The 14,135-nt window shown below is 45.0% G+C and carries 12 protein-coding genes; 4 read left to right on the top strand and 8 right to left on the bottom strand.

Translation table 11 applies throughout. The features are described from left to right. Window positions 1–331: 331 nt before the first annotated feature. Together NIE32_RS02810 and NIE32_RS02805 are read right to left on the bottom strand one after the other, a co-directional pair. Window positions 332–1,552, bottom strand: coding sequence for a peptidase U32 family protein (locus NIE32_RS02810; protein ID WP_253052842.1), 1,221 nt, complete (start codon window positions 1,550–1,552; stop codon window positions 332–334). Between the two features lie 40 nt (window positions 1,553–1,592). Further along, a complete protein-coding gene (locus tag NIE32_RS02805) occupies window positions 1,593–2,501 on the bottom strand; it encodes a peptidase U32 family protein (RefSeq protein ID WP_253052840.1) in 909 nt (302 codons plus the stop codon). A gap of 192 nt (window positions 2,502–2,693) precedes the next feature. Between NIE32_RS02805 and NIE32_RS02800 the strand changes: the two genes are divergently transcribed. From NIE32_RS02800 to NIE32_RS02790, 3 genes are all read left to right on the top strand, one after another. After that, entirely contained in the window at window positions 2,694–3,557 is an 864-nt protein-coding gene (locus NIE32_RS02800) for an NAD(P)-dependent oxidoreductase (RefSeq protein WP_253052778.1), read from the top strand. Between the two features lie 235 nt (window positions 3,558–3,792). Continuing rightward, on the top strand, window positions 3,793–4,182 hold the full coding sequence (locus NIE32_RS02795) for a GntR family transcriptional regulator (RefSeq protein ID WP_253052776.1): 390 nt from the start codon (window positions 3,793–3,795) through the stop codon (window positions 4,180–4,182). After that, window positions 4,179–5,222, top strand: a complete 1,044-nt coding sequence (locus NIE32_RS02790) for a DUF5808 domain-containing protein (RefSeq protein ID WP_253052774.1) — start codon at window positions 4,179–4,181, stop codon at window positions 5,220–5,222. The genes NIE32_RS02795 and NIE32_RS02790 overlap by 4 nt, the downstream gene beginning before the upstream one ends. A 114-nt stretch (window positions 5,223–5,336) precedes the next feature. On the opposite strand, the gene NIE32_RS02785 is transcribed toward NIE32_RS02790, so the two are convergent. The 6 genes from NIE32_RS02785 to NIE32_RS02760 all read right to left on the bottom strand — a co-directional run bounded on the left by NIE32_RS02785 (window position 5,337) and on the right by NIE32_RS02760 (window position 12,781). Continuing rightward, complete coding sequence (locus tag NIE32_RS02785) at window positions 5,337–5,786, bottom strand: hypothetical protein (protein WP_253052772.1); 450 nt, start codon at window positions 5,784–5,786, stop codon at window positions 5,337–5,339. Continuing rightward, window positions 5,787–6,743, bottom strand: coding sequence for a mannose-6-phosphate isomerase, class I (gene manA / locus NIE32_RS02780; RefSeq protein ID WP_253052770.1), 957 nt, complete (start codon window positions 6,741–6,743; stop codon window positions 5,787–5,789). Between the two features lie 349 nt (window positions 6,744–7,092). After that, window positions 7,093–8,448, bottom strand: coding sequence for an allantoinase (locus NIE32_RS02775; RefSeq protein WP_253052768.1), 1,356 nt, complete (start codon window positions 8,446–8,448; stop codon window positions 7,093–7,095). 50 nt (window positions 8,449–8,498) lie between these two features. After that, window positions 8,499–9,743: a pyridoxal-phosphate-dependent aminotransferase family protein gene (locus tag NIE32_RS02770; protein ID WP_253052766.1), complete on the bottom strand. Its 1,245-nt coding sequence runs from the start codon at window positions 9,741–9,743 to the stop codon at window positions 8,499–8,501. A gap of 27 nt (window positions 9,744–9,770) precedes the next feature. Next, window positions 9,771–11,006 carry an allantoate deiminase gene (allC, locus tag NIE32_RS02765; RefSeq protein ID WP_253052764.1) on the bottom strand — a complete coding sequence of 412 codons (1,236 nt, stop codon included), beginning with the start codon at window positions 11,004–11,006 and terminating at the stop codon, window positions 9,771–9,773. A gap of 137 nt (window positions 11,007–11,143) precedes the next feature. Then, complete coding sequence (locus NIE32_RS02760; protein WP_253052762.1) at window positions 11,144–12,781, bottom strand: PucR family transcriptional regulator; 1,638 nt, start codon at window positions 12,779–12,781, stop codon at window positions 11,144–11,146. Between the two features lie 266 nt (window positions 12,782–13,047). Between NIE32_RS02760 and NIE32_RS02755 the strand changes: the two genes are divergently transcribed. Continuing rightward, window positions 13,048–14,088, top strand: coding sequence for a Rieske 2Fe-2S domain-containing protein (locus NIE32_RS02755; RefSeq protein WP_253052760.1), 1,041 nt, complete (start codon window positions 13,048–13,050; stop codon window positions 14,086–14,088). Window positions 14,089–14,135: the final 47 nt, after the last annotated feature.

The following is a 14,135-nucleotide window of genomic DNA, read 5'->3' as shown; positions in this document are numbered from 1 at the left end:
TCGTCTGTATTATTATTTTGCCTTAAGGAAACATTATTGTCAATATGAAATTAAAGGTTTTAATTTTTATTTTCAGCCGGTTGTTAGAAAATAATTTTTCAGAACATGCTAACGCATTAAAGAGCTCATCGTCCCACTTTCTAGGTGTTTCTCAAGGTGAATTTTGAATCCGTTCGGTATGGTCAATCAGCTTAAGAACACGTTCACGCCACTGCTCGCATAACCTTGAACTTCCGCGACGTAATCCACAAGTCGATCATGGACAATTTCCTAGAGAACAAAAAAAACCTTCGCCCATGAAATTGCAGGCGAAGGGTTTAACCAATTCGTATTATTTTTTCCGCATCAGGAAGTAAGGTTCGACCGCTGCATCAACGGTCATGGTGACGGTCATCATTGGATTTGGCGCACGGTCGATTGGTTCGCCGTCCTCATTCCATAGATCACGAACGGTCTGCTTAAAGTGTGCAAAGCCCGGCCCATAGAACTCCACCTCTTCACCGACACCGAAATTATTACGTTGTTCCAATGTCGCGATGTGTGTATCAGGATTATAATCGAGCACCTGTGCCGCAAATGTATACTTAGGAATCTTTCGTACTTTGCCGAAAAGCTGTTCCTTTTCTGTCGGTACACCGTAATAGAAGCCTGTGGAGAGATCACGCTGGGCGACTTTCCAGATTTCCTCATCCCAAGCAGGATCAAAGGTGAAGTGTTCCGGATCGCTGCAGTACGCATCAACAACATTGCGGTAGACATTAGCAACAGTAGATACATAATGAATGGACTTCATACGCCCCTCAATTTTCAAACTGTTCACGCCGGCATCAATCATGTCGGGCAAGTGATGGAGCATGGAAAGATCGACAGCACTCATCGAAAACGGTTCATCATCGCGAAGCAAGCTCTCTTCCTTGCCGCCATCCATTTCAAATAGATCATATTTCCAGCGACATGATTGTGCGCATCCACCCCGATTGGCATCGCGATTGACCATATGATTGGACAGTGTGCAGCGGCCCGAGTAGGCAATGCACATCGCGCCATGGACAAATGCTTCAATCTCGATATCCGTATGACGGCGCATTTCGCGAATTTCCTCAATCCCTACTTCACGTGCCAGCACGACGCGTTCAAGACCCATGCTTTTCCAGAATTCAAGCGTCTTATAATTTGTCGCCGAAGCTTGTGTCGACAAATGAATCGGCAGACCCGGTGCAGCATTGGCACAGACGACAATCAGTGCCGGATCTGAAACAATCACGGCATCAACACGAATGTCTTTCAACGTTTTGAAAAATACGTCCGCGCCTTTTGCATCGCCTTCATGCGTCACCATATTTGCTGCAACGTAGACTTTTGCACCGCGATCGTGAGCGAAAGTGACGCCTTCCGTCATTTCCTCATAAGTAAAATTTCCGGCACGTGAGCGCAGGCCGAATGCCTGTCCCCCAATATATACGGCGTCCGCGCCATATCGGATCGCCATTTTTAATTTTTCTAAATTACCTGCCGGAGCTAGAACTTCAGGCTTTTTTTCGATCATGTTCATCATCGTTCCCTTTCATGAAGTAACCATCATATCTTTGCAATTAATGGACATCTTCAGGATTTTTCATGTAAAATCCGGTACCAAGTGGCCGGTGTTCCGGTTGCAGTTTTGCTAAGCGATTGCAGAAACTCTCTGGGACAAAAGCCCCTGACTCTATTGCTAGTCGTGCTTCATGAAAAAGTGCTGCAACCCTTACAAAGGCCTCTCCGTGAAGCAAAACGCCATCCAACTTCCACGTATTCAGACCTTGCTCATGCATTACCTTCAGTTGCCCCATTAGTGACAAATCTTCTGTCGAGAAAATATGGGTTCCATCTTCATCTTCAAAGATTGGATATTGACTCTCCTCATTTTTCGGATCACGTAAGTAAAGTCCCTGATCCTTAGTCACCGGACCATCGCTGCCGGTATAGTGGTAGTAATTCGTGAGCAGTGGGCGGCCGGACTGATGAATGCACGTTGGTCCATAGACTTGGACCTCAATCGGCTGCTCGAGCTTTTGTTGCATCGCAATTAATTCTTTCAAGGTTAATTCACGAGCGGCAACAGCTCCTGAAGCACCTTGACCGATCCAAAAGGCAATCTGTTCTGCTGACGTAACGAGTGTCCCAGCATCATAGAAGAATTTAAGTGGCAATTGAAGTTCCTTGAGTACAAAAATGGCACCCGGATCGCCAATAGTTATTGTATCGACTTCTAATTCTGCAAGTCGAGTCAAATAGAGCGGCAACTTCTCAATCTGTTCATTGTGCATCAAAGCGTTGCACGCAACCGTCACTTTTTTTCCACGACGATGTGCATATGTGACAATTTTCCCGATTTCTTCAATGCTCAACGGATTTGGCAAACGAAGCCCAAATGGATGACCGCCAACATAAAGTGTGTCCGCCCCCGCGTCAAGCAGCGCTTCAGCCTGCTGATACGACTCTGCAGTGGTAATGAGTTCAATCAAAATAAAACCTCCGTTCTTTGTTCCATTGTGACTAGTATAACACTGGTACAACGCCCAAAACGTTAGAGATAAGGCAATTTGGTGTGTATTTCATCTCTACTATGCTAAGCTGTCATTAGACAATGTTATCGAATAAATGGTTTTCCGACCGGGGAAAAAGGTCGAAACCATAGGTAGGGAGAGACGTTGATGATTGGATTTATCGGCATTGGTATTATGGGCAGTCGGATGGCCGCTAGACTTATTGACGCAGGGCATGATCTCGTAATTTACAATCGAACCAAGTCGAAGGCTGACCCTCTTATTGAAAAAGGAGCAAAATGGGCGGATTCTCCTCGAGAAGTTGGTCAACAGGCAGACATTGTGTTCACGATGCTCGCAAACCCCCAGGCTGTTGACGCCGTCGCTTATGGGCAGAATAGCCTACTTAGCGGCATGAAGCCTGGCACACTTTGGATCGATAGCAGCACAATCAGCCCCACTCAATCGGTAAAACTCGCTGAATCCGCAAGTCAAAAAGAAATCCGTTTTCTCGATGCACCGGTTGCCGGTTCAACAGGGCCTGCAGAAAAAGGTGAATTGATTTTCTTTGTCGGTGGCGCAGCGGCTGATCTCGAAGACGCACAACCACTTCTCAAAATATTAGGTAAAGAAGTCCATCATAAAGGCGCAAATGGCACTGGTACAGCGATGAAACTGGTCAACAATTTGATGCTCGGACAAACGGTTGCTGCCTTCTCCGAAGCCGTGGCATTTGGCGAAAGCCTTGGTTTGGATAAAGAAGGGATCATTAAGTCACTGTTTGCAGGACCGACGGCAGCTCCGATCCTTCATTTCAAAGAAAATAAGATCATGAAGGAAGACTTCGCGAATGCAGATTTCAAGGTTAACAGCATCTATAAAGATATGGAACTTGCATCTGAGGAAGCGTATGGGCATGGCTTCGCACTTCCGCTCTCAAACATGGTGAAAGCATTCTATGGTCTTTGTCAGCAAGAAGGCAAGGGCGACTATGACTTTGCCACTATTTATGACTTTTTAAAGAAGAAATAATTAACTAAAAAAATTGAGTCATACAAGAACCCCCGAGGTTGGACAGATCTTTGTCCTTATTCGGGGGTTTCATTATTTTGCTCATTTTATATGCCATGCTTCAACAGATTCGAACGGAGAGCCTTACCTTCGCTCGTTCGATTTACATTTTAGTCATTTGCCTTATAGACGTTTCATTCAGCTTGTGTTATACATATAGTATAACAGATAGAACAATAAAAGGAGGTCAATCAACTTGCTTCTTACTATTGATCTCAGTTCGGATCAGCCGATCTATATGCAAATACGAAATGGAATTGTCACCGGAATCGCCTCCGGCCAGCTTCAGGATGGCGATGCATTACCTTCCGTGCGCACACTTGGTGCGGAAATCGGCGTTAATCTCCATACAGTAAACAAGGCCTATAAATTACTGCAAAACGAAGGATTCATCGAAATCCAGCGTAGCCGAGGAACCTTTATCAAAGCAGGAAATGCTGCAAAAAGTGCTGCTGATTTTCTTCAAACATCCGGAGATCAGTTGCGGGCAATCGTTTCTGAGGCAATCACCCGCCGCATCGACCGAGCCGTACTTCATCACATGATTGATCATCAGTATGACGAACTGGAGGGGAACGAACCATGAGTGGAAACAATCTTATTTTTATCTGCACCTATATCCTTGTTGCTTGTCTCTTTATTTTGCAGCCTTGGTTTTCAAGAACGAACGTTCTGTTTGGTGTGGTTTTTGGGGATGAGGCGATCTGGCAACATGCCCAGGCAGCAACGATTCGCCGACGTTATCTGATCGAGGCAATTAGCACCGCACTTGCACTCTTACTCATTCTTTTCATTCTTCCTTTTTTCTTACCAAAAGGAACCGTGACGGCTGGCTTTAACATCACTCTGTTTGCGCTCTTTTTCATCGATTCGTTCATTTTTGTTCTTGCAAACCGGCGGACTCGGATACTGAAGCACAGTATGGTGCCGAGTGCCCAGTTGACCACGGATAAAATTATTGTCGAGGTTGGAAAAAGTGATCGAGAATCCGTGCTGTCACTGCGCTGGTTTCTAATCCTGATTCCACTGTTCAGTGCTACACTCGCTGTCGTTTGGTTTGGCTATCCGTACATGGCCGAGTCAATTCCGACGCACTTTGGAATCGCCGGTCCAGATCGATGGGTGCCGAAATCTTGGCATTCCGTTCTGTCGCCGGTCTTCATTGAAATGCTTCTAGGTATCCTTATTCTTTTCATCCGGCGTGCACCGGCATCCGTAAAAGGCAATCCGAATGCTGCCCCCGGTTACGCACGGTATCGAAAAATGATGGGCATTTTTCTGATCGTCTTTTGTCTGCTTTCTGAGCTTCTTTTCTTACTGATCGTCATCGGCTTTATTACACCTGTCCGCACGCTGTTGTATATAATCGTTACACTTGTTGATCTCGGTTTTCTCACCGCAATGATTTTACTCTATAACCGCTTTGTCCGTAGCAAGCGTGCAACCGGACCAATCCTTGATGACGATGACAAGTGGATCTGGGGGCTCTTCTATTTCAATCGCTCCGACCCGTCAATTTTTGTGGAAAAGCGAGTTGGGATTGGCTACACGGTCAATATGGCCCGTCCGATTGCCTGGATTGTCTTGGTCGGCATCATTGCCATTGCAATTGTTTTCTCTCGGTAAGTCTATTTATAACTTTATGAAGAAAAGACAATTGAATAAGAACAATTCCAAACGAACCCCCCGCAGCTGGCAACATCATTGTCCAACTTCGGAGGGTTCGTTCATCTTATTGGTTTACGCAATGTTTCTTCTTTTCCGCCATTTTTTGGCGGATGTATGCTTTTTGTCATTCATCGACATCACTGTCAGTTGTTCCGCTACACGTTTGATCTTGTCATTAAGAGACAGCATCGGTTCTGAATCAATCAATACCTTCACATGATACTTATTGGCGAGGGCAGCGGTCTGCAGGGCTACGCCAACCACAACATCTTGAAGAAGTAGGACGGCGCTGCATCGTGCAATCGTTTTCTCCGCTTGACGTAAATCTTCTGCACGAATCTCTTCACCTGGTCTTCCTAGGTAAAGGACACGTGCATCACCACGATCACGCCGGATCATGAATTTCTTTTTCCACTTACGCTGCATCCTCGCTGTCCCGTTGGTCCCAATTCTATTTGATAACGAACATTGATTAGGTGCACCAACCACCATAATTGCAGGCTTTCTTCGCTTCGTACGCATTTATACAGGGCTCGAAACAATCAAATCCAGGGTTCCCAAGATTTGTAGTGATTTGACTGAAGCCGGGACAACCAAATGATCGCCTTTGTTCAATTCATAGTTTTCATGTTCAATCTGAAGTTTGCCTTGACCATCCAGAACACTCACGAGTAAAAATGGCCAATTCTTCTGGATCGGCTCCGTGTGCCCACGAACCTCCCAATGAGAAACGGTGAACAAATCTTCTCTAAGCAGTTCAGTGAATTTGGCTTCTGCCTCTTGACGTACATGATAAGTGAGTTTCGGATCACGATGTGGACAATTAGAGACTTCTATAGATTGCTGAATATGCAGTTCGCGCAGTTTACCGTCTGCGCCAGGGCGATCGTAATCATAGACACGGTAGGTGGTGTCTGAGCTCTGCTGCGTTTCAAGAATAAGGCAGCCGCCTCCAATAGCATGGATTGTTCCACTTGGTACATAGAAAAAGTCACCCGGCTTCACTTTTACACGCCGCAACAAGCTGTCCCACTTTTTCTCTTCAACTGCTTGGCGGAATGCTTCCCGAGATGGTGCAGTATGTCCATAGACAATCTCAGCACCTTCATCGCAATCAATAATATACCAGCATTCTGTCTTACCAAACGGGACATGCTCTTTTGCTTGGGCGTAAGCATCATCAGGATGCACCTGAACGGATAAATCCGTGCGTGCATCGAGAATTTTTGTCAAAAGTGGGAAATCATCTCCCTCATAATTATCAAAGAACTCACGATGTTGCGCCCATGCATCGGCAAGTGTTTGTCCCGCAAGCGAACCGTTCTTAATCACAGCTGGACCATTTGGATGCGCAGAAATTCCCCAGCATTCACCAGTCGTTTCACTCGGAATCTTGTACCCAAACAAATCCCGTAGCCGAGTTCCACCCCAAATTTTATTATGAAGCGCAGGTTCTAGAAATAGCGGTGTTGTATCCATAATCAATGTTCCCCCGTTCTCTTTGAATGCGCTTATATTATACCATTCTTTTTTTAATAAATAGAGCTCATAAATCGGTGTAATGGACCTGGTTCTCGTTGACAAAAGTTTTGAAAAACTACTTTTTTAAATCTCTCATCATGAAAAATAGAAAAAAGATCATAAGAGAGCAGCAGCCTTCTCGTGATCTTTCCCTATGTTGGTCCGATTTCTGTGAAGTTTGTTTGTTAATGTAGGTGGTTTCTGTCCTTAAATCCATTTATTTTTTAGGCGTTACCAGTTGAAGGTATAAAAAAAACCGCATCTCTTTCAGAGCGGATTTCGCATAGAATTTTTGATCGTATGGAGATCATATTTTGGATGGGCGGATCCATCTACCTTTTGCTTCATCATTTATCTGCTTGTCAGTCGAATAAACAAGTGTACCCCGACTGATCGTCATCTGAATACTTGACGGAAAAACATGACCTTCATATAAACTGAATTTGTTCTTTTGAAACAGCGTATCCTTTGTCACAACATGAGGGACATCAAGGGCAACAAGCGCAAGGTCGGCATCCGCTCCCTCACGGATTTCTCCCTTTTCTGCTGCAATCCTAAAACGCTCAGCCGGACGTTTCGCTGTCCACTCAGCGACTTGAGTTAGCGGAAGATGATGCGCGAGGGCAATTTCTATAGCGCTCAGCAGTGAAAATTGTCCACCACTAATCCCGCCCCAAGCTTCAAATAAATTATCTTTCTGTTTGTCTTTCCACTCGCATGGGGAGTGATCAGAAGAAATCATATCAATCTGTTGATGAGCAAGACGGTCAACAAGCGCATACTGCTCAGATTCCGAGCGAAGCGGTGGCGCACATTTCCCAACGACACCAACTTGGCGAAAATCATCATGGTTATAGAGCAAATAATGTGGACAAGTTTCGAGCGTTACATCCTGCCCCTTCTTTTTAGCTGTTTGAATCAGGTCGACAGCTTCAGCACTGCTTATGTGAACAAAATGAAGCGGACATCCGGTCAGCTCGGCAAACATTAGGGCACGTGAGACAGCTTCGATCTCCGCAAGTACGGGTCGTGACTCAGCGTAAGCATCATAGCCCGTTAATCCTTGCGCTTCTTTTTCCTTTTGAAGGAAGGTAACCATCGGCGCACTTTCCGAATGCAAGGCAAGCACTGCTCCAAGTTTTGCGATACGCTTCATGCCTTCAAGAAGTGAAGAATCATCTACTGAATGGAAATAAGGATTACCGGAAGGGGATAAAAATGCTTTGAAGCCGATCGCGCCTGCATGGGCCAGCCCTTCCAAATCCATCAAATTCTCCGGTACAAGTCCGCCCCAAAGGCCGAAATCAATGTGTGATTTTGCCTCGCCAATCACAACCTTCTCATCAAACACCTTTTTATTGACAGTTGATGGAATCCCGTTAAGCGGCATATCAAAAAAAGTGGTACAGCCACCGGCAGCGAGCATCGCCGATCCTGTGTCGAATCCTTCCCAGTTTTCACGACCCGGCTCATCAAAATGAACATGAACATCAATCATTCCAGGAACTATCGTCTTACCTTTTGCATTGATGACTTTCTCCGCTTGATCCTCTAATAGGTCACCTAAAGCGGCTATTTTTCCATCCTTAATCCCGATATCAAGTTTTTTCACTTCATGAGCGAGCACAACATCACCGTTCTTGATCAGTAAGTCGTAAGGCATGGCCTTCATCTCCCTTTAAAGTAAAAAGATCCGCCCATCAAGACATGAGCTTATTCAGCTGCTTCATCATACACATCCAGTGCTGCTTGCAGCGCTTCCCCTCGATTAACGGAACCCCCACATCGAATGAGGGACGCTTCCAGTCCGGCAAGTACAGCAAGTACATTATCTTTGCGGCAGCCATACCCCATCGTGCCGATTCGCCAGATTTTTCCTTGGAGTGATCCGAAAGATCCGGCAATCTCGATACCAAATTGCTTTAGCAAAACATTACGTACATCATCAGCACTCACGCCATCTGGAACTGCGACACATGTGACCGTCGGCATTTTGCAATCAGGATCTCCGAACAACTCGAGCCCCATTGCTTCGATGCCTACCATCAACGCTTTTTCATTCACTTTATGTCGAATAAAACGCGCAGCAAGCCCTTCATCTAGGACAAGACGCAGCCCCTCATGCAATGCATACTCCATTGATGTCGCTTCGGTGTGATGATTGAGACGGCGTTCACTCCAATAATCCTGTAACTGGCTAAGGTCAAAATAATTACTGCGGATCGGCATGACGGACGCTGCTCGTCTATCTGAATCCGTTGCAATGCCGCGTTCCACCTTTTTCCTGCTTAGAATCACTTTTTCAACGCGCTCATTATAAGTAATTGGTGTAATTCCTGATGGTACGGAAAGGCATTTTTGCGCGCCGCCAATTACTGCATCGAGACACCATTCATCCACACGAACATCCGCCCCTCCGAAAGTTGCCACGCTATCAACGACCAGTAGAGCGTCGAACTCCCGGCAAGCGTGACCAATTTCCGACAACGGCTGCATCCGTCCCGTAGATGTTTCCCCATGGACAAGGGCCACCACTTTCGGGCGAATTTTTTTTAGTTCATTAATCACCTCCTGCGGTTCAAAAACTGTGCCCCATGGACAGTTCATCGTGTGAATTTCAGCACCATAGCGTTCACCAATTTCAACAAACAAATCACCAAAACGTCCATAAATAGGGACAAGCATTCGATCGCCCGGTTCAATTAAACTTGCGATAACTGCCTCGAGTCCTGCACGTGATGTTCCGTCAATTGGGTACGCCCAATGGTTCTTTGTTTGAAACGCTTCACGTAGCATGTCCATCACTTCGTTCATAATTTGCGTAAATGCCGGATCAAACTGACCAAGTATCGGCATCGACATTGCGCGGAGCACCCGTGGATCCACTTCTACTGGACCTGGCGTCATAATTTTACGAGGCGGTATTTTTAACATTTTTTGTTCCTTCGTTCTTTCCATATACTCACTCTTTTCTAGATAAAGATATTAATAGGCTAACTGATAGAGAATCTTCATCAGCATCTGCACCCCAATTTCCAAATCCTCTGTTCTTGTAAATTCCTTAGGTGAATGACTCACGCCATTGTGACTTGGAACAAACATCATGGCAGTCGGGCAGTAGACTCCGAAAATCTGTGAATCATGACCCGCTCCACTCACCATCTTTTTAGAGGGGATACCTGCTTCCCGTGCTAATTTCAGATGGCGCTGCGTCATCATTGGATCCATCTTCACCGGAGGATCATCAAGCCAAGTTTCGATGTTCAGGTCGATCTGCCCCCTCTGCGCAATCAACCGAAACTTCTCTAGTTGCTTACTGTAGAATGCGTTAAGTACGTCATACTCATGATGCCGAATATCAAGAGAGAAGGTGCATGTTCCCGGAACCACATTACCGACATTAGGCTGAACGCTGATTTGGCCCACAGTTGCAACCAATCCATTGTTTTGACTTTTTCCATCGCCAATCACACTAGAGATCATCTGTGACGCCGCGTACAGTGCATCACGACGACTATTCATTGGTGTCGTTCCGGCATGATTACTCGCACCGGTTAATTGAATCGTCATGCGCTTCATACCAACAATATGGCTGACTGCAGCCCACGCTAATTTTTCATCTTCTAAAATTTGCCCCTGCTCAATATGAGTTTCTAGAAAACAAGCAATATCCTCACGTTTTGCCGGTGGGAAAACGCCGGTACCAAAACCCGCTTGATGCATGGCATCTTCAAGGGTTAAGTGCTCTGTATCGGTAACTTTTCTTGCATCCGAAAGCTGATAACGTCCGGTGATACTCCCTGAACCCCAAAAAGCCAGGTGAAACCGACTGCCTTCTTCTTCACAAAGCGAAACCGTCTCAATCGTTTTTTTTGGTGCACCATAGTGCTGTTTCAACCTGCTCACGGCAATGATCGCCGCAAGAACACCAAATGCACCATCATATTTGCCACCGTCAACAACGGTATCGATATGGGAACCTGCTAGAATCACCCGATCACGTTCTTCGGTACCTTCAAGTCGTCCAAAGACATTACCGACATCATCAAATCGGGCGGAAAGTCCCCTTTCTTCCATTTTCTTTTTAATCGCCGTCTGGGCTTCCAACCATGGAGCGCTGTATAGTAATCTTGTTACGCCCCCATTTTTGGTGCTTCCGAACGAAGCTAACCAGTTGATGAGTTTCCCGATCTCTTCCGTTAGTGGCTCTACTTGATTCATCGTCTGACGAGCCCTCTTTCCATGTGAGGTTAAATGTCATATAGTGTGAATAACCTCATTTTAGCAAAATTTCTGACTTTAACCATTGACACTAATTCTAATTTTTTTATCTTCATTCAGTTAAAGTACACAAAAGTTTATAGCCAATGATGTGTTTTGTTCGCTTCATCCATCAAAGATTTCAGCCGAAATGCAAATCGAATCATAAATCCTGTCTCCGGATCTTTTAAATTTTTTCCAAGCAACTGCTCACATTTTTCAATCCGATAGATGACTGTATTTCGATGAATATACAATTTCTTCGCTGTTTCTGAAATCTGGCAGTTCGACTCAAAGTAGACAATGAGCGTACGGAAAAGTTCTTTGTCTTCCTCTTTCTCAGAAAAAGCGAGTCCTTGGAATGTTTCACGATAAAGCTTGTACAAATCTTCCATCGGTACCATGCGCAAAAGATCAGCAAACCCATTTGATTGATAGATCTGGATAAACGCGCGTCGCCCCGAACGCAAACCAACGTGCAGAGCGTCAACAGCTGCCTGGTATGCTGTCGCGATGTCGGTCAGATTCACGCAGAGATTGCTCAGTCCGAAGGAAAGCGTTTCGGAAAAGAATTGTGCCACTCGATTCTGAACTCTGCCCAAATAAGGCAGAAGCTGCCGCTGTCCATTCGTCCAACCTTCCCCAACATTAATCAAGCATATACAGAAAGTGTCTTTGACAAAAAAGAAGCCGGGAAAAGGTAGGTTCGCCAATTCCCCTTCCATGAATTCACAGACATCATTCGTTTTCTTTCTGAAGGTTGTAAAACTGATCTGACGATCGTCAATGTCAAGCTTTCCAACGATGACGATCGTTTTTTGTTCGCTCTGCATCCCGAATTCTTTTGCACGGTTGATCATTTCTTCTTTAGAAGAAAATTCATCAGTAATTAATTTCATGAAAAAGGCATCACGAATTTTCCGATCGCTCTGTTTCAATGCCTCATCTTTAATCAACTCAAAGGCTAGTACATTCACCGCCTGCTCAATCGTCAATACCCTAATCCGATCTTCCATGGCTGTACATCCAGCAATGACCAGAAAATGGCGTTTTGTTTTGTACGTATAAAGTGGGAAGAGTGTATACACTTGATGCGTGTTGATCAAGCAGAATGAGGAAGAGAAACTGCGCGTCTGTATGAATTCAGAACCGACTTGTTTTAGGGGATCAAATAGATTCTGTATGGACCCTTGATGCGCGACTGCAATGGGTTTGAAATAATTGTCAAGCAGCGCTGCAGGGAATCCAATGAACTGTGAAAGACTATCAAGAATCTGTAAGGCCCCTTCGCCATTCATGATATGGCTGGAAAATTGTTGGTGCTTATCAATCGCAAATTGCAACTCTTGTGTACGTGTATTCAGAATAAGACTCAGTGTCTGGTTCACGATATCCACAAGCGGAATGCTGTTGGGAATAAAAATTAGTGGGAAGGACAGCTGATTTGCCAGTTGAATCACTGCATCAGGAATGTCTTCGATAAACCGCTTCGTTTTGATGCCAAGAGCTGCGCACCCTTTTTCAGCCATCTGCCGCACCAATTTCTCAAAAAAATCAGCATTGTTTTTTAGGTGATAACCTGAGGTCACCAACCAGTCGCCCGACTTAAGATAATCAATAATATCCGGAGCGTCCATCATATTAATATTGCGTATTTCCCGATCAGAACCCGCATCACCTGCAATGAGTTTAAATCCGGAAAAAGTTGATTGCGAAAAAATATCAGAGACAATCATCGATGCGTTCCCCCATTTTTACAACCGTCTTGATGCATTCAGCAAGTAGCTTTGGCTTGTTCAACTCGTGTTCATACACTCCGTCTCCGCGAAAAACATATCAGCAAATCGTCAAATTTTTGTCACATCATCCAAAGGAAAACGTGTCTATAGATCAAATATACAAAAAAAGATTATTTCAGTTAGATTATCTAACATAATAATACAGATTTTTCTAAATTCATTATAAACTTTCTGATATTAAAACATAAGGGGAGATTATGGCTATGGCAATGGTGAACACTCAGAGGAACACACCCTATCCGAACGCGTGCACATTTAGTTTGGAAGATTGGACCGTTCTCGCTCAATACTGGTATCCCGTTGCGAAAAGCGATGAGGTCACAGACAAACCGGTAGCCGTAAAACTGCTTGATGTTGAACTCGTCGTTTACCGAGCAAAGGGAAAACCCGTTGTTGCACGCGACCTCTGCATCCATCGTGGAACACCATTAAGCATGGGTTGGGTTGATAATGACACGATTGTCTGCCCTTATCATGGATTCAGTTATGCTTCTGATGGACAATGTGTTGCAATTCCGGCGCATCCTGAAGCAAAAATTTCACCTCGTCTCTGTTTGACCGTCTTCCCAGTAGTTGAACGCTATGGACTCATTTGGACAACGTTAAACGGCGAAGAAGAAAGAATTCCGTCTTTGCCGACTTGGGAAGATCCCGAGCACATATCATTTATCGCGCCCGTGATTGACATTAATGGTTCAGCAGGGCGTCAGGTTGAAGGTTTTCTGGACGTTGCTCACTTTGCCTGGGTCCATACAGATACGTTTGCCGATCGGAATAATGCATTTGTTCCAAGCTATAAAGTGTATCGTACCGAAGATGGTATTCACACGGACTACCTCAGTTCGGTCAGCAACTATCCCAAAGGCATGGATGATCCTTCACCCGCTGATTTCAAATGGCTGAGAGAATATGACATCTTTCCCCCACTCGCCGCCAGATTGATTGTACATTTTCCAGATGATAAGCTGCTTTGTATTCTGAATGCTGCCAGTCCGATCTCCGCAAGAAAAACTCGACTCTTTTGCCCGATTACCCAAAACTTCGATAAGAACCTATCCATTGAAGATGCTTGTGCATTCAACTTGAGAATTTTCAACGAGGACAAGGAAATGGTCGAAAACCAAAAGCCAGAAGAGCTTCCGCTCGATCTGATGGCTGAAGCGCATATTATGGCAGACAAGACATCGATTGCTTATCGCAAACTGCTCAAAGAAATGGGACTCGGCAAACAGTATACAAGTTGACATCGCGTAGATCTGAAAGATGGAACGATCTAATTGGAGGTGGCACA

Source organism: Sporolactobacillus kofuensis (genome assembly GCF_024125425.1).
In the GTDB taxonomy this organism is placed as follows: Bacteria; Bacillota; Bacilli; order Bacillales; family Sporolactobacillaceae; genus Sporolactobacillus; species Sporolactobacillus kofuensis.
The sequence above is the reverse complement of the archived record's forward strand: the minus strand, read 5'-3'. Positions and strand labels throughout refer to the sequence as shown.